Source organism: Spirosoma sp. (genome assembly GCF_026391055.1).
In the GTDB taxonomy this organism is placed as follows: Bacteria; Bacteroidota; Bacteroidia; order Cytophagales; family Spirosomataceae; genus Spirosoma.
Map to the genome: position 1 here is coordinate 310,743 of NZ_JAPLET010000029.1, position 16,644 is coordinate 327,386.

Genomic DNA, 16,644 nt, shown 5'->3' on the forward strand with positions numbered 1-16,644 from the left:
TGGCTTAATCAGGCAATGAGCAGTACATCACTAACATCGAAAACGATTTCCATAAGCACACTGAAGGCAAGGCCAATGTCTTTTTTAACGGCAAACCGGATCACTTTCATCGACTTCACCATGTGCTTTTTAATGGCGTTACTGGAGATGCCCAAAATCTGGGCGGCCTCTTCATAACTTTTCTCCTGCTGTCGGCAAAGTCTAAAAACGGTTCGGCTTTGGGGCGGCAGGGTATCGAGGGTAGTCTGGAGAAACTGCTGGTATTCTTTCAACTGAAGGGATTCTTCGGTATCATTCTTCGACAGGCAATAATTACTGGAGACATACGTCTTGATCCGGTTTTCGACGGCTGCCCGTCTCAAAAAATTAAATGTGTGATTTCGGGTAACTGCGAAAAGATAGGCGCTAAACGATTTGATATCCAGCAGCTTGTGCCGGTCTTCCCAGATTTTTATGAAAACCTCCTGGCAGATATCATTTGCTACATCTGCCGATTCGATGTAACGAATGATAAATCGGCAAATAGAGGGATGATAAAAGGCATATAGCTTACCAAAGGCTTTTTCGTCTCCAGCGGAGAGTTGAGCGAGCAACAGGCTTTCGTTCGGAAAAATCATTGAATGAAGAAGTTTTGATAGACATGGGTATTGATCGTTACGGATTTGGGTGGATAAAACAGGCCGCGAACCAGACAGAAAAGAATCGTCAAACAGGTAATCTTGAAATAAATCTATTTTTGTTTATTTAATTAAAATTTAATTCTAAAGTTTAGTTAAATATAAAAATATTATTCTCACTATGTTTAGAAATATGAAATTTAATGGATTCTTTGATCTACGGTAATTATGGCTGAAAATGATGGATAAACTTATGGCTTAAGGTGATTTTTGCCGCCTGTGCGTAGTGACTACACCCGGATTGGTGGATGATCTGGCAGAATGCCTGTTCAAAAATCAGTATCTTGACCGCTTTAAAAGCTCTTGACTAACTTTTACAAAAACAGTATGCTAAACCGACTACCCACCTGTCTTACCGGACTATTGATCGCCAGCTTACTAACCCACTCTACGCTACAGGCGCAGGATCTGGAACCGGGCAAACTGGCTAACGTGCAAACCCAGTACAGTAAGGAAATTGACCAGTTAGCGAAGAATAAGCAGGTCCAGAAGGCGTTTCAATTCATTGCCGCCCAAAACAAACGGAACCGCGACGAACTGATTATGCTCACCGAGATTCCGGCTCCGCCCTTTCAGGAAGAAAAACGCGGAATCCGGTTCGCAGCGATGCTGAAAGAAGCAGGTGCCGACTCGGTCTGGACGGATAAGGTCGGCAACGTACTTGCCTTGCGCAAAGGCAAACAGGGCAAACGCTGTGTGGCCCTCGACGGTCACCTGGATACAGTATTTCCGGCTGAAACAGACGTTACGGTAAAAACAAAGGGCGATACGCTCTATGCACCGGGTATTGGCGACGATACACGCGGGCTGGTGGCCGTGGTGGCGGTGCTGCGGGCACTGGAAGAAGCCAGTATCGAAACGCAGTCCGATGTGTTGTTCGTTGGCTCCGTGGGCGAAGAAGGGCTGGGCGACTTACGGGGTGTAAAACACCTGTTCAGCAACGAAAGCCGCCGAATCGACTCCTGGATTTCCATTGAAGCGGGAGATATGGGACGAGCCAGTAACATGGGGCTGGGCTCTAACCGCTACCGGATTACGTTCAAAGGCCCCGGTGGGCATTCGTGGGGCGCTTTCGGCCTGGCAAACCCGCAACACGCGCTGGGTTCTGCCATCCACTACTTCTCGAAAGCCGCCGACAAATTCACCCGAACCGGTGCGCGTACCAGTTTTAACGTAGGACGCATTGGTGGTGGAACATCGGTTAACTCCATTCCCTTTTCGTCGTGGATGGAAGTGGATATGCGCTCCGAAATACCGGAAAACCTCGTGCTTATTGATTCACTGCTGAAATCGTCCGTTCAGAAAGCACTCGAAGAACACAACCAGATGCGCCGGTCGGGGCCAGCCCTAACCGTCGACTTTGTCCGGATTGGCGAGCGTCCTTCCGGCGAGTTGCCCGAAACACTCCCCCTGGTGCAGCGATCCATGGCCGCTATTGCTTATTTTGGCAAATCGCCTAAAATTGGACGTGGCTCTACTAACGGGAATATCCCCATCTCGAAAGGAATTCCGGCGGTTACCATTGGGCAGGGCGGTACAACGGGTGGTAACCACGCCCTTAATGAGTGGTGGTATGATAATGACGCTTATAAAGCCATTCAGGCCGCTTTACTGACACTGGTGGCCGAAGCCGGGCTGGCAAAACCCTGATTTATTCTGCTTAGGCAACGAAGTAAATGAGTGAAATGACCCCTTACATACACGATTTGGCGGTAAAACTCTGGAACTACCACCATACCAATCATCCACTGACCAAAGCAGACGCTATTCTCGTGCTTTGCAGCCACGACTTACGGGTGGCCGAACGGGGAGCAGAACTCTTTCTGGAAGGCTGGGCACCCCTGCTCATCTTTTCCGGTGGTTTGGGCGTAATTACCCGGTTCATGTGGACAGAGCCGGAGGCTGATATGTTTGCCCGCATTGCTCAGGACATGGGCGTTCCGGCAGATCGTATCCTGATCGAGAATCGGTCAAGCAATACCGGCGAAAATGTGCTGTTCACCCGGCAGCTTCTGGCCGAGCACAAACTGGAGATCGACAAGTTTATCGTTGTACAAAAGCCATACATGGAACGGCGGAGCTTTGCCACGTTCCGAAAAGTGTGGCCCGAAAAACAAGTGATCGTTACATCGCCACAGGATTCGTTTGATGACTATCTGAGTACGTATTCCAACCCGGAACTAACCCCCGACGATGTCATCAGTATCATGGTTGGCGATCTTCAGCGGATAAAAATCTATCCCGAAAAAGGCTTTCAGATACCGCAGGAAATCCCGGACGATGTCTGGCAGGCGTATGAAGCGCTGGTCGAAGCCGGTTATGGTAGACACCTGGCTTCGACCTAGACGACACGTCTTTTCTACTTAATAGTGCGTTTTGGCGTACTATTAAGTTTTTTACTATCTGTCCAATCTAATCAGTCGCACACGCCCTCGTTGTCTTGTCCTGATTTTATTGGACGTTTTCATGAACGATTTTCGTAATCTTTGATACTAGTATAAGGCTCTGAATATAAAATAGATAACGGATAAATTGGTAAAATCAACGACCTTTTAGTGATCGAAAACGGTCCGACCAGAAGGAGGAGATGAAAAGGTACGGAATTCAACAGGTTCGTTATAGAACAAAAACGACCCTTATGGAAAGCCAGAAATTGGTGCCAGAGAAGCAAACGGTCGAATACAGAGTTCTGATTTTGATTGGACTCAGGCAATGACTGGCCGGTTGAAGCGGAGTTTGACCAACGTCCCATGCTGGTTTTCGTAGGTCAACACACCATCGAGCTGGCGGGTAAGCAGTTCCACCAACTGGGTGCCGAAGCCCGTTTCGTTGACGGCTTCGACAGTCTGTTTACCGATACCATTGTCGGCTACCACCAACAGTAACGAATCGTCGTCCATTCGCGTCAGGCTGATGCGAATTGTGCCGTTGTCCCTGCCGATAAAGGCATATTTGAGCGAGTTGGTTATTAACTCATTCGTGATTAGTCCTATGGAAACCGCCGTGTCAATATCCAGTACCAGCTCGGGCATCGAACAGATGATGGTGATGCGACTGGCCGCATCGAACGAATCGAGGATGCTTTCGCCCAGATTATTAAAATAATCGCGCATCTCAATGGCCCCTAACTGCTTGCCCTGGTAGAGTTTCTGGTGGATGATGCCCATACTCTGCACCCGGTTTTGACTGGCCTGAATGGCCTCCTGAACGTTGGGGTCAGTAACTTTAGCCGATTGCAAGGCCAGCAAACTTGACACTACTTCCAGATTATTCTTGACCCGGTGATGGATCTCTTTCAGCAGGAGTTCGTTCTGGGCGTTTTGCTGAGCAATCTCGTCGCGCTGCTGTTTAATGACGACGGCTTCCTGAAGGGCCAGTTCGCGGGCTTGTTCACGCAGACGGACCTTCAATAAGTACCAAAAGCCGAGTAGCAGCAGCAGCGCATAAGCCGAATAGGCCCAAAGGCTTTGCCACCAGGGGGGGCTGATGTGTATGCGGAGGGGCGCCAGATTTGTCCAGATTCCGTCGCTATTACTGGCTTTCAGGTGAAACAGATACGTTCCCGGTTTCATCTGGGCAAAATCAACGGTGTTTTTCAGGCCAATACTTACCCATTGTGGCTCGTCATTCGGTCCGGTCAGGGAATAGGCATAGGCACGACTGCTGGTGTTGCGGTAATCCAGCAACGCAAATTTTAGTTCTAAGGTGTTTTCCCGGTGCGACAATGCCAGCTCATTGGCTCGCCAGCGATCCGGGGGTATGGGCCGCATGGTTTGCGTGCCGTAGGTGTCGAAGCAGGAAACGCCCACCAACCGAAGCGGTGATGAGGCTTTAGGAATGATGTGGATGGTATCGTTTGGCCCAAACCGCCGTAAGTTGTTCTGGCAACCGAAGTAAATCTCGCCGGTAGTGGCCAGTGCGGTAATGGGCGTTGAGTAAGCCGAGTTGCCTACAAACTGCGGAAACGTGGTTACGCGCTCCGTAAGGGGGTCGATACAGGATACCACCTGATTCTGGTTGAACCAGATTTTGCCGGTTCTGTCGAGGGTAGCGTGGGCAAAATAATCATCCGTGAACCCGTTTGCGGCACCATATTTTTTGAATCGTCCTGTTTTGACCGACAGCTTCTGTAAGGGAGCCGAATACCCACTCGTTATCCACACATCACCCTGTTTATCAATCACGGGCTCAAAGGTGTAGTTACTGGCCAGTCCGTAGGGGTCGCCTTGCCGGAGTACAAACCGCTGCACTTGCCGGGTTCGTTTGTTTACCCGACTAAGCCCATGAGCGGCTCCGCACACCCACACCGTGTTTTGGGCATCGACCGCAATTTTCTGGAGCGTGTTCGAGAGTAAACTATTGGCGTTGGTGGGATCGTTTTTCCACTGTTCATACGTACTCACCAGCCCCGTCTCGACCGATAAGCCGCCCTTCGGAATGCGGAAAAGCCCCTGCCCCCAAGTCGAAATCCAGAGGTCGCCATCCCGGTCAATAACCGAAGCGATGGCGTTTAAGATCGTCTTACTCCCGACCTTATCTAAGCGGACGGGTGTGAGACGGCTCGTTTTTTTGTTGTATACGAACAGGCCAGCCTCCGCACCAACCAGCAGGTATGGATCGTAGCCGGTTCGGGTCGAACCTGGCAGCGTGAGGGTGAAATAGGTGAGAGGTTGTTTTGAGACAACCTTCATCTCATTCAGGCCCGGTCTGGATTGACCCAGTCTGGATTGACCCGGATTATAGCGAATCAGGCCCAGATCGGTACTGATCCAAAGGAAGCCTTCCGAGTCGGGCATGAGGGACTCTGTTACGGGTCGTGCTGGAACGGTACCGGCGGTGTTGCTGAATTTGGGCAGTGGAATGTTGGGGTGGCGTTCCTGACGGGGGTCAAAGAAAAGCGGATTTTTATCGCTCGCCCGCTCCAGCCAGATTAACCCCTGTCCATCTTCGTAGAGGGTTACCAGTTCCCTGAGTTGTTCTCCATTGCTGATGGCTACGGGTGTGCAATGCTCCACGACGGTACGGTCGGCTGAAATGCGGAAGATGTCGTTATCGCAGCAAAGCCAAAGCCGCCCCGCCCGATCTTCCAGAATCACGTTTGGAAACGGAATGGGTTTGCCATCGGCTGTTCGCTTATCGAACCAATTGATTTGCCCTGTTTTGGGGTCAAAAACCCGCAGCCCGGTTTGGTCCGGAACACCCATCCAGATCAGGCCCTGGCGATCTTTGCAGAGGCCGTTAATCACATTGAGGCCATCGGTAGCGTTAATGACGGGCACCCCTGATTTGTTTACAGTCGGAAAGCACCGCCAACGGTTACGGGTTCGGTCAAACTGCTCGAACCCGGCCGTTGTGCAAACGTAAACATAATGGGGGGCCACCAGAATGGGCGACAGCGGGTTGCCTTGCAATTGCCCTGCCTCGCCTGGTTTGGGCAAAAAACGGACAGTGCTACCCGTTTTGGGGTTGAACCGATTCATGCCATAATCGCTGCCGATCCAGAGATAACCGGATTCATCGCGTTGAAGAAACCGGAGTTTATCCGATGATAAACTGGTTTTGTTAGTTGATAGGTGTCGAAAATGGGCCACATTGCCCGTTCGCTGATTGTAGGCATTAAGGCCCCCGTCGCGGGTGGTTATCCAGAACGTGCCTCGCTCGTCCTGAATCATATCCGCCACCCGTGCCGAGGAGAGGGAGTTCAAATTCGCCGGATCAGAGCGTACCGTTACGATCTCATGGCCGTCGTACCTGTTCAGGCCACTGCCGCCGACGAGCCAGAGAAAATCGTCGCGGTCGGTAAAGAAGCGATTGATGGTTAGTTGATTCCGGTTACGGCCCAGCGTCTCTTTGGGAGGTTCGTCGAAGTAAAGCACTGTGGATTGTGCCTGCCCGGCAGATGCGGACAGGCACAATAGCAGGAGGAGCCACCCAAAAACAACGTGTCCATTCATGTTGACCTGTTTGTTAGCCCAAGCTACTTCACTTGCCTTTCTGATCCTCGTTGTTAATATCGCGGATGCAGATAAACTTTCCGTCGCGCTTTTCAAAAATACCCATGTATTTGCCGGTGCTCACTACCTTGCCAGCCGCGTCTTTAACCGTTGTCTTCCCGACTTCGGTCACTACGTTGTTATCGCCGTATACGTCCATCGTCTCGTAGGAAACCGTAGTCCCGGCCTTGCGCGCTTCCATACTTTTGAGCAACACCTGCCGGATAGCATCCTTTCCCACGGACATGGGTTCGTCGTCGGCCATTTCTATGGCGTCGTCTGTGTAGAGTGCCATTACTTTTTCGATGTCCTTAGCGGTTGTGGCGCTGGCCCATTCGGTTTCGATAGCTTGTATCTCCGTTTTGATAACGGCCATATCGGGTTTAGTCACTACCTGCTCAGTGGTAGCTTCTGCTTTTTGGGTGGGGGCGTTGCAACCAGTAACGCAGACAGACGTGATGGCAACAACGGCCAGGAGTAGGGTAAATGGATTGGTTTTCATTGGGTTATTGATGGTTAGACGATTAAGGCACTCTCACTAAGCGACGGTAGAGTTCAACGGCTTTTATTTTCTCGTACACCGTACCCAGTTTTTTATCTGCTTGCTGAAACGATTTGTCGTCGTGGATTTTCTGGTACGCGCTGGCATTGGGCCAGTTGCCCTCGAAGAAGTAGCGGTATTTGTCAGCTCCTTTCCCGTCTACTTTGTAGAGTGTGTATCCGGCGTTACTGTAGCCCAGGCGTTTAATGATCGTGTTCAGCTCGCCAATCATCGCCGAAAGCTGGGCCTCCGTTACACCCGCTGGCATATCGAAAAGGTGAATACTTTTGAGTTGAGTCGTTGCCGTTTGTTGAGCCTGTGCAGATGTCGACATGCCGAGGCTAACCAGCAGCCAAAGAGCAGCCAGGGAAATCAGGAATTGTTTCATGGGTTTGATTGGTTGGTTTTACTGTTTTAAGGTCGATTTCCCGGCAGTGTAGGCTGGGCTTATTTGTTTTACTCGAATATGAATCAGGTGTCAATAATAAGTTTTGTGGGTGCGCTGATTTAATTGTTCTTCAGGAAAAAGAAATATGCATTGGAAATGAGAAGTCAAGCGCCGTTTTATTTAGTGAGTTTAGGGCCGACAATCTCCATATCATGTTCCTTAAATTGCTGCTCAAGAGTTTTTCCGTTCGTATAAGCTGGATTTTTTCTATTGTAAAAAAACTCTTCTATTTTACCCGCAGGTTGGTATGTGAGAATCATTTGGTGGGGACCTTCTCCAATTGTAAGAAAACAATGAGGAATATTTCTTGGCGCAAACGCAGTGTCGCCTTTTTTAAGATTAAATACATCATTCCCAATTTTTACAAGGTAATTTCCTTTTGTGATAAAGAATACTTCATCTTGATTAGGATGAATATGTAAAGGTGGGCCAACATCTACGGGGTCATTTTCCTCTACGACATATAAACTATTGTTAGTGTCTTTACCTGAAACTTTACACTTCATATTTTTTTCCTTTCCAAAAATCGTATCCTCATTCCATCGGTCTTTATCAGCTTCTACTTTAAATCCTTCTCCTTTTAGTAGTCTGAATTTCTCTTGCGCTTTTGCAAGAATAGGTGTGATAGTTGCCATCGGTACAATCGAAAGAAATAACTGAATTAATTTTCTTCTTTGCATATTGAGTCGATTTTCATCATTAAATCCAATTCCATGAATAACAGATAGTCTTTAAATTCGGCGGGGATTTCCATTTCCGGATATGCGTCAATGTCACGAAAACCAACACGCCTGTATAAGGCGTGAGCCGCTTCCATAAACTTCGGACTGTCAAGCCGAATTTTTTTATAACCGACTTTTTTCGCTTCAAGTAAAAGTCGGTCGAGGATAGCTCGGCCAGCCCCAATTCGTCTGCTAGCTGGATCAACAAACATTCGTTTTATTTCACCGATATCGGGATTGATACGTTTCAGGCTTCCAAGTCCACATACTTCACCTTCGTAAATAGCCAGTATTAGCTGTCCGTAAGGAGGTTGAAACTTGCTAATCTGTTGAATATCCTGGTCAACCGCTTCTTTGGGATTATGAGGATGGACGCCATAGAGTTCTTGCATTTTGTCGTTACCCCAAACCAAATAGTCAAACCACAATTTTTTAACGGCTTCCAGGTCGTCAGGAATGACAACGGTTCTTGTCTTTACTCTTCCACTTTCGTTCATTTTTGACTAAGTTTTGGTTGTTCACTTTCTGTGGCGGCCTTACCGAATCAGCGCACTTTATAGGCTTCTAATTCAATCTCAATCAACTGGCCGGGCAAGGCTAATTCCTTTACGCCAAACCACGACCCGGTCGGAAACTGCTTTTTATAGATCGTATTTCGATAAGCCGACTGGTTCACAAATTCGGGCATGTTCGTCGTCAGAATATTCTCCACCACAACGTCGTCCCAGGTGTAGCCATAGTGCTTCAGAATTTTGTCCAGATCGGCGTAGCAATTTTTCATTTGCTGGCCCAGATCGCCTTTAGCCGTCAGGTTTCCTTTCTCGTCCATACTGACCGCACCCGATATTTTCAGTTCATTACCAATCCGAACAGCGTGGGAATAGCCATACGCTTTTTCGACTTCGGGCCGTAACATAAAATACTCCGGTGCATCGGATTGAGCCGCTGGTTTCTCATCTGCTTTTTGGGGGGCGGTATTGCAACCGACAGTAAACAGGATCAGGGCGGCAAAAGCGGGAATAACTTGGTTGATTTTCATGGGTCTATCGAATAGAGAAAAGGCTGTGAGGTTATTGGCTATATACCCGCTTTACAACTACCTAAAAAAAGTAGAAAGGCAACAAGCAGGACCGGGTAGGTTGATGGTTTCATTTTTCTGTTTTGAGCGTGGGGTTCACGTTAAAAATTCGCCTTACTGTGGCGCGCTGGTGTTCCAGATGTTGGCGTAGAGTTTCCAGTCGCCGTTTTCCTGCTTCCAGACGTTCAGGTAGTTCCCTTTTTCAGTGATGTTGTCTTTGCCGTAGCGCATCAAATACGGGCCTTCACTAATCAGATAGTCCCCGCTGCCGTACAGGGCCGTTATCTCTTCGCGAAACTCGCTGATACCGTAACCGACGTATTGCGCGTTGATGGCTTCAATCGAGCGTCGCCCGGTTACCACATCCGAACCGGGCGCAAAAATTCGGGCATCCGTCGTGAAGATATTATTCAGAAAGGCCGTATCGCCGGTGATGTGTGCGTTGGTGAACCGGCTGGTTTTGTCCTGAATAATTTTTTTTGCTTCCACCATGTCGGTACGGCTGTGTGTATCGGTGGAGGGAGCGGGCGCGTTGCAACTTAGGAGTGCCAGGCCAATGAACGTACCGGCCAGCCAGACAAAGGGGATTGGTTTCTGGGTAAGCATAGTTTGGGCGTTTTATTTTTTCGGCACGAGCGTTCCTTTCATCGGGATAATCCTTCCGTCGGGCCGAAACACGTGGCAGTGGGCTTCGCCGGTCGCAAAATCGGAGTAGAGCGAGACAAACGTTTTGTCCGCTTCCTGCCAGCCCGTCAGCACGGCGTGGTCGTTGATGGGGAGCGTTTTACTTTTGTTGGTTTCTCCCCTGTTTTTGTCCTGCCAGTGCAACGTCGAGTCTGACAGGAAGGTTATATCCACTTCGTAGCCGCTGAGTGAATAATGCCATGCGTTGTTAAACCGGGCGGTCGCGGGAGTCTGCGCCACGGAGGATGACGCGACCAGCAACATGGTGAGCAAGAGGAGGACTTTCATAGGTTATTTATTGAGTTATCACTTGCCCGGAAACTACCAGGCACATCCATGCGAAAAGTAGGGCGAGAATTACACTCGTGTGCCATGCAGCTCGTGTCCATCCCGCGCCCGAAACGTGGCCGACACTACCTTACCGGCAGCATTGCGACCAAACGTTAGCACCGTGTCGTAAAATGAAGCCGCATCGAATTGATCTTTGGCTTTCCAGAACAGTTCAACTTTAGGGGCCTTGGTGGTAGTCAGATAAAGCAGACCATCCTGTTGCTCCACCTGCATGGTCACCTTGTCGTAGGGGCCACCCAGAAAGCTGTTGAGAATCTGCTCGTAGTCTGTGCCTTTCGCCTGCAATACATACTCGCCGGTGTAGTCGGCCAGGACCTTCGCGGGCAGCATACCCACCTGCACCTTGTCGAGGTTGATCGTAAACTCGATGGTAGGCGTTGGGGTAGTTTTGTCTAATTTACCCGTCAGCCGCACCTGTTCTTCGTGGGTAAATGAGTTCAGAATCTCGTCGGTCCTGTTACGTTCCTCGCCATCGAAGTAAAGTTGCGTAACCAGTTCGTGGTAGCCGCGTTTGGCTACTTTGTAATGGATATGCCGCGCCCGATGACCATACAATCCCGGCAGTATCGTTTTGAACTGGTATTCTCCGTTTGCATTGGTAACTGCCTGCGCCCAGCCTTGAAAGTTGGGGTCCGACTGGCCGGAGTCGCCATACTCGTGGCGGTATTTGCCGTGGTGATTAGCCTGCCAAATCTCAACAATAGCCCCGGCAATGGGCTGGCAACTGGTGTCGACTATTTGACCCTTCACGATGATGACCTCACCCGTAGCGATGCCTGCCTGTCCGTTTATCTGCGTGAGGTCAACGTCATGGTCGGCCTGCGACCGGAACTGCATAGTTGGGAATGGCCCAAGTTCCTGACGGGGCGTAACCGCGCAACGATCTTTGTCGGCATCGGTCAGCGTAAACGCCGTGCCGACCGTGCCGGCAGCCAGGCCAACGCTTAGGCGAAGCCAGCTTCGACGGGGGATGTTTGGTTGCTTTTCCAGGAATGCTGGGTTTGATTGACTTACTGGTAAGACAGGCGATTAAAAAAGGGCGTAAGCCTGAACGACGTTTCGGCTACCACCTCGGTCATTCCTGTGGGATTTGCCAGGACGAGGCCTACGGTTTGTTTCATAGTATCGGTCATACTGCCAGTGCGCCCACCGCGGCCGGGTTTGCATTTTCCAATTCCGCTACCCGCGCCAGGTGCTTTTCGAGGTGGATGCCCTGCGCCACGTACAGCATCGCAAAGCTGAAGTACCGTAACGAACGGTGTTATGAGAGCGTAGGCAGGGTGTTGAGTGACATGGTTTTCAGGTTAACTTTTTACCATCTGGCCGTGCATTTGACCAGATGGATAAAAAACCGGTTCGTTCCTTCAGAAGCTGTCAGTAACGTCTCATTCCGTGCCACCCGGCAGGTGTGGATATAGGCGGAAAGGCCTCGACTTATTTTTTGCTCAGAACCATGATGGTCGGTTTGCCCTGAACACCATCTTTCTGCATGGTGGCGGCCAGGTCGGGGCGGGCAAAAAAAGCCTGAGCCGCTTCAGCCGAGGCCCACTCGGCAATGATGCACACCATGTTGGGGTCGTCCTGTAACGTACTAACTTCGGCGCTCAGCTCGCCCGCAAACCGCCGTTCGTTGGCGAAGGTGTTGAACCCCTTCTTCCAGGCGGCATAGTCGGCTACCTTGTGGTAGGTGATGGTTTTAACGACGGGCATCGTCTTTATCTCGCCCAGTTTCCACTGCCCATTCTCCTTGATCACCCGGTTGCTATAGGCTCCGTCATAGTGAATAGACTGGCCTTTGGTTGTGCGGCCATTCTGACGAAAGATGCCCGTCAGGATCACGCTGCCATCAAACTGCGGTACGCCGTTCGAGATGCCGATCACCGTATTCACCTCCCCATCGGCAAAGGCTTGGGTCAGACCGGCAACCTCCTTACCGAGTCCGGTTTGGGTAGTGCCATCGGGTGCGGTCCTGACGATGCCGCTGGTCATCAGGGTTTTGAGCGTGGCGAGGTCTTCGCGGTTGTAGGCATCCTGAAATTTCTTGACCACCTCGGTCATTTCATCGGCGAGGCTCGAAATACCCAATAGCAGCTTTTCCTGCTGTATTTTCCACTGACCGCCTTCCTTGCCAATAATCAGGTCCATCGAACCCGGCGCGGGCTGTACTTTGGCGTTTGTTTTTCGGTCAAAATCGTAGCCCGTGAACGTAGTGGCGATGGCCATTTTCCCGCCGGGCAGGACTTTGGTGCTTTTCACCGTGAAGTCCTGGTAGGTGCCCACCGTTTCGCCGAAATCGCGAATGTAATCGTCGTTCCAGTACGATTTGGGTAACATTTTACTACTGCCGTCGCGGTTGATCCGGCTAACGCTATCGCTGAACAGGGTCATCAGGGTGGTGCGGTCGCCTTTGTTGTAGGCATCCTGGTAGGTTTTCACGAAGGCCACGGCCTCTGGGTTCAGGGACTGTGCGTGAAGCGAGAAATTGCCCAGCAGCAGGGCAACGAGCATGAGTAATTGACTGGTTTTCATACGAGGTTTGGGTTGATTATTGGGTTTGTTCAACAGGGCCAATTTTTATGCAGAGCAAACCTTCGATTCGCCCCGCATACCGACGATCTACTTGACGGCTACCGGTGCCGATGCCGACTCCTGGTAAAACGTCGCTTTCCACGCGCCATTGATTTTGGTGAAGAGCATCGTTCCCGCTACGTGTTCAAACTTTAGTTTCTGGCCGGTTTTAAGTGTTGCATTCTGCTCCATCGTGAACGTATACAGCACCAGCGAGTCAGTCAAAACTCGAATCGCTTCCTTCAATGGCACGGCACTCAATGTCTTCATCTGGCTAAACCCGTCTGCGTTCAATTTTTTGAGTGCGTTATAATCGCCGAAGGTGCCATCGGGATTGACGGCCTGAAAATCAGGTGTACTTTCAAAGTAGGACATACACGTTTCGATGTCCAGTTTTTCGACCTGCCGGAAGAATTCTTTCACAAGAGAAGAAATTTCCTGTTCAATCGCCTGCTTTTGCTCAGGTGCCATTGCCGACATGGCGGTTGTCTCAGTAGGCGTTTCTTTGGCAGGTGAACTACAACCGGCGGCAAACAGGAACAGGGCCGTAACAACGGCCAGCATCTGGGATACTTGATTGGTTTTCAATGGACTATTGTTAAAGAGGGTGGATTGATTGTATTGACCTACTTAGCCGCAGGCAGGGGGAGATCGGAGCTTGACATGTCGCGGAAGGGCCTCCATTTACCGGCTTCCTTTTTCCAGAGGACGATGTACTTGTCCTTGACCACCTGCGTACCGGCTTTATCGAACAGGCTTGACTGGCCTTCCTCCGACACGTAATCGCCGGTTCCCCATACGTCGATGGTGGTAAACTCAGCTTTGGCGATTCCAGAACCGAGGACGTTGTGTATGGCCGTCTGAATATTTTTTCGACCCACGATAGCTGGTGCGTTCGGGAACATCAGTTTCGCGTCTTCCGTATAGAAATTGGCCATGCCCACCGAGTCGCCTTTGGCGATGAAGCCTGCGAACTCAATATTGGCGGCTTCGATTTCTTTTTTGAGTGTGGCGTTATCGACCGTCACGGCACTGTCTTTGGCGGGCGAGTTGCAACTGGCAGTGAATAAAAGCGTAGCCGCAAGTGCACCCAGCATCAGGGGTACCTGGTTGGTTTTCATTGGTGAAGTTTGATTGGTTTTGGGGATTGGGATTGACTGAAGAAACGGATTCAGGCGAACGTTGGAAGCCTGTATAAGGATATCAAACGTCGGCCCACTCGTTGAGCGGTATGTGGGCGGGTTGGAACTGCATGCCCAGCTCCTGAGCAGCCAACGCATAGCTATACACGTTTCGGGCAGCGTTGATCGGGGCTTTGCCGTTCAGCATGAGCGTCATGTCCGATATTTTATAGCTTTCGCTGTTGAGCAGGTAGTTTTTGCCATGCAGCCCGGCGGTGGTTGCGGCCCGAAAAATTCCCTCGGCCACGTCGGAAACCGACACAATGGCCATCTCCACATCGTGGTCAAACATCATCTGCACGAACGGATTGGGGGCGATTTTATGCTTGATAAGGTATTGCAGGCCTACCGACGTTGAATCCTCACGGGCCGACAGCGGTTTACCCATCACGCCCGTGGGCGACACGCTTACGATCTCGAAACCGGGTTGGGGGTGCGTGGCCACGAATGTTCGCACGGCCTGGTCGGCGTAGTACTTGGCCTGCGCGTAGGGAATGGCTTCGGGGTCCAGATACGGCTCGTCAGCTTCGTTATACAGGTGGTCGGCAGGGTAGTGTGGGACGGGCATCGGGTAGGCGGTGTTGAGCGCTCCTATCGAGGCCACGAACACCACCTTCTGTACCGAAGGCGTTTGGCTGACCACCTTCAGCAAGTTCTCGGTACCGCGGACGGTCGGCTCGAACACCTCTTCCTGCGGATTCTCGGCGGCTAATTGAAAGGGAGTGCCGCTATGAACCACCAGGTTGCAATCCCGTAAAAACTCGCCAAGGGCCGCTTCGTTGGTTACGTCCACTTCACTGACGGTCAGGTTTTCAGCGTGAGAAAGCTGATGCAGATGCTGGTATTTTTCGGGCTTGGCAAGGTCTGCCGTGGATACCTTCACCGTATAGCCCTCGTTCAGAAATTTTTGGGTGACGTAGCTGCCAATGAAGCCAGCTCCGCCAAGGATGCCTACCGTTTGCATACCGTTATGGGGTTAAACCACCGAGCCGTTTACAGCCCGGTGATGAGGAGGTGAACAGACTTGGTTGAGGAAGAAGAACTAAGGCGAAGAGACGGTGGCAAAATAAAGACACATGGTTGAGAACATTTTGGGGTGGATTAGAAGCGGTTGGCCCAATCGACTCGACAACGCCATTTGGCCGACAACGGATCTAAACTATCGCCAGCGTATTCCCCAACCAAGTTCGCCCGGACGAGCGCATCTTTTTACTGTCCGAAAGGGGGTATTTTCTTACCGGATGTGTGAACGGTAATGCCGGTCTTTCCCGGCGGCCTCAAATGGTCTGGATTCGTTTCAGTAGTGCCTCGCGCAGGAGGTGGCTGAGCGGAATCGTTTTCCCCCCGATTCCGATATGGCCTTCGCCTACCTCATCGACCTGCGTCAGATTGACCAGATAGGAGCGATGTACCCGTACAAAAAAGTTGGCCGGGAGTTTATCTTCCATCACCTTCAGGGTCGTTGTCAGCAGGTATTCCTTTCCGGCTGTCCAAAGGTGGCAGTAGTTGCGGTCGGCTTCCACGTAGAGAATATCGGCGATGAAAATCTTGACGATCTTTTCGCGGTGCCGCACAAAAATCCGGTCACTGAGCACAAAGGGCGCGTCGGGGGCAGGGTTGGCAGAGGTGGGCGGCTCGTAGGCCAGGCGGCTCATGGCCAACTCGATAGCCCGTTGTAGCTCAATTGCCCGGATCGGCTTGGCTATATAAGCGTAAGGATGCGTTTTTATGGCCCGGGCAAAGGTGGCTTCGTCGGTATTGGCTGTGACGTAAATAATCGGGATGTTCCACTGCTGGTGGATAGCATGGGCGGTGTCGATACCGTCGAGTGAGCCTTTGAGACTGATATCGAGCAGAATCAGGTCAGGCCGGTTGGTTTCTGCATGTTGAATGGCTTCTTCGCCCCGAGGCACAATCCCGCTCACCTCATAACCCAGTCTGGTGAGTTGCAGAGCGATGTTGGCGGCAATGATCATATCGTCCTCCACGACGAGCAACTTCAAAGGGGCGTCCATTCTATTTGTTAATCATTCGTCAAGTAATCAGTACGCGCGTACCGAAGGCTGGACTCGGTATCGCTGGCAGGGTAATCAACACTGTAAAGCCGCTACGAAGTAAACTCAAATTTTATAGTTATGAAACCAATGACTTGATTAAGTGAAGTCATTTGGATAAGCAAGATTTCTGGCATCCAGTAAGCCTATCAAAAGATTTAGTTTTATAACTTGTCTTGTCCTAAAATAAGTTTACCATCACTTTCAGCAGATGGACCACTTATTTTTGCTTCGTACTCAGGCGCATGAGCTCAAGATGCGTCAAATGGTTGAAGAGATCAACCTGGGTCGGCTGACCATTGATCAGGCCATGGCCAAGTTCAACGTTTTGACCCGCCACACGGTTA

The 16,644-nt window shown here is 50.7% G+C and carries 17 protein-coding genes; 2 read left to right on the plus strand and 15 right to left on the minus strand.

Features of this window, described 5'->3' with window-relative positions:
* Nucleotides 1-8 precede the first annotated feature (8 nt).
* Nucleotides 9-617: an RNA polymerase sigma-70 factor gene (locus NT073_RS29145; RefSeq protein WP_297381123.1), complete on the minus strand. Its 609-nt coding sequence runs from the start codon at nt 615-617 to the stop codon at nt 9-11.
* 387 nt (nt 618-1,004) lie between these two features.
* On the opposite strand from NT073_RS29145, the gene NT073_RS29150 reads away from it, so the two are divergent.
* Nucleotides 1,005-2,327: a M20/M25/M40 family metallo-hydrolase gene (locus NT073_RS29150; protein WP_297381125.1), complete on the plus strand. Its 1,323-nt coding sequence runs from the start codon at nt 1,005-1,007 to the stop codon at nt 2,325-2,327.
* A gap of 26 nt (nt 2,328-2,353) precedes the next feature.
* The gene (locus NT073_RS29155; RefSeq protein WP_297381128.1) at nt 2,354-3,022 is read left to right on the plus strand and encodes a YdcF family protein; all 669 of its coding nucleotides are present in this window, start codon (nt 2,354-2,356) and stop codon (nt 3,020-3,022) included.
* A 360-nt stretch (nt 3,023-3,382) separates the two neighbouring features.
* Here the strand turns inward: NT073_RS29155 and NT073_RS29160 are convergent, their stop codons facing one another.
* From NT073_RS29160 to NT073_RS29225, 14 genes are all read right to left on the minus strand, one after another.
* A complete protein-coding gene (locus NT073_RS29160; RefSeq protein ID WP_297381130.1) occupies nt 3,383-6,631 on the minus strand; it encodes a histidine kinase dimerization/phosphoacceptor domain -containing protein in 3,249 nt (1,082 codons plus the stop codon).
* A gap of 28 nt (nt 6,632-6,659) precedes the next feature.
* A complete protein-coding gene (locus tag NT073_RS29165; RefSeq protein ID WP_297381134.1) occupies nt 6,660-7,172 on the minus strand; it encodes a DUF4440 domain-containing protein in 513 nt (170 codons plus the stop codon).
* Nucleotides 7,173-7,194: 22 nt separating this feature from the next.
* Nucleotides 7,195-7,599, minus strand: coding sequence for a hypothetical protein (locus NT073_RS29170; protein ID WP_297381137.1), 405 nt, complete (start codon nt 7,597-7,599; stop codon nt 7,195-7,197).
* 176 nt (nt 7,600-7,775) lie between these two features.
* A complete protein-coding gene (locus tag NT073_RS29175; RefSeq protein WP_297381140.1) occupies nt 7,776-8,294 on the minus strand; it encodes a cupin domain-containing protein in 519 nt (172 codons plus the stop codon).
* Nucleotides 8,295-8,320: 26 nt separating this feature from the next.
* Nucleotides 8,321-8,878, minus strand: a complete 558-nt coding sequence (locus tag NT073_RS29180; RefSeq protein WP_297381145.1) for a GNAT family N-acetyltransferase — start codon at nt 8,876-8,878, stop codon at nt 8,321-8,323.
* Nucleotides 8,879-8,925: 47 nt separating this feature from the next.
* The gene (locus NT073_RS29185; protein WP_297381147.1) at nt 8,926-9,420 is read right to left on the minus strand and encodes a RidA family protein; all 495 of its coding nucleotides are present in this window, start codon (nt 9,418-9,420) and stop codon (nt 8,926-8,928) included.
* Nucleotides 9,421-9,573: 153 nt separating this feature from the next.
* Nucleotides 9,574-10,065 (minus strand): nuclear transport factor 2 family protein, encoded by a 492-nt coding sequence (locus NT073_RS29190; RefSeq protein WP_297381150.1) that lies wholly within the window; start codon nt 10,063-10,065, stop codon nt 9,574-9,576.
* A gap of 12 nt (nt 10,066-10,077) precedes the next feature.
* Entirely contained in the window at nt 10,078-10,431 is a 354-nt protein-coding gene (locus tag NT073_RS29195; protein WP_297381153.1) for a hypothetical protein, read from the minus strand.
* A gap of 69 nt (nt 10,432-10,500) precedes the next feature.
* On the minus strand, nt 10,501-11,331 hold the full coding sequence (locus tag NT073_RS29200) for a protocatechuate 3,4-dioxygenase (RefSeq protein WP_297381156.1): 831 nt from the start codon (nt 11,329-11,331) through the stop codon (nt 10,501-10,503).
* Nucleotides 11,332-11,928: 597 nt separating this feature from the next.
* Complete coding sequence (locus NT073_RS29205) at nt 11,929-13,023, minus strand: DUF4440 domain-containing protein (RefSeq protein ID WP_297381159.1); 1,095 nt, start codon at nt 13,021-13,023, stop codon at nt 11,929-11,931.
* An 87-nt stretch (nt 13,024-13,110) separates the two neighbouring features.
* Nucleotides 13,111-13,650, minus strand: coding sequence for a nuclear transport factor 2 family protein (locus NT073_RS29210; protein WP_297381162.1), 540 nt, complete (start codon nt 13,648-13,650; stop codon nt 13,111-13,113).
* Between the two features lie 38 nt (nt 13,651-13,688).
* Nucleotides 13,689-14,183: a nuclear transport factor 2 family protein gene (locus NT073_RS29215; RefSeq protein ID WP_297381164.1), complete on the minus strand. Its 495-nt coding sequence runs from the start codon at nt 14,181-14,183 to the stop codon at nt 13,689-13,691.
* An 82-nt stretch (nt 14,184-14,265) separates the two neighbouring features.
* On the minus strand, nt 14,266-15,207 hold the full coding sequence (locus NT073_RS29220) for an NAD-dependent epimerase/dehydratase family protein (RefSeq protein WP_297381167.1): 942 nt from the start codon (nt 15,205-15,207) through the stop codon (nt 14,266-14,268).
* Between the two features lie 313 nt (nt 15,208-15,520).
* Entirely contained in the window at nt 15,521-16,258 is a 738-nt protein-coding gene (locus tag NT073_RS29225) for a response regulator (RefSeq protein ID WP_297381169.1), read from the minus strand.
* Nucleotides 16,259-16,644 lie beyond the last annotated feature (386 nt).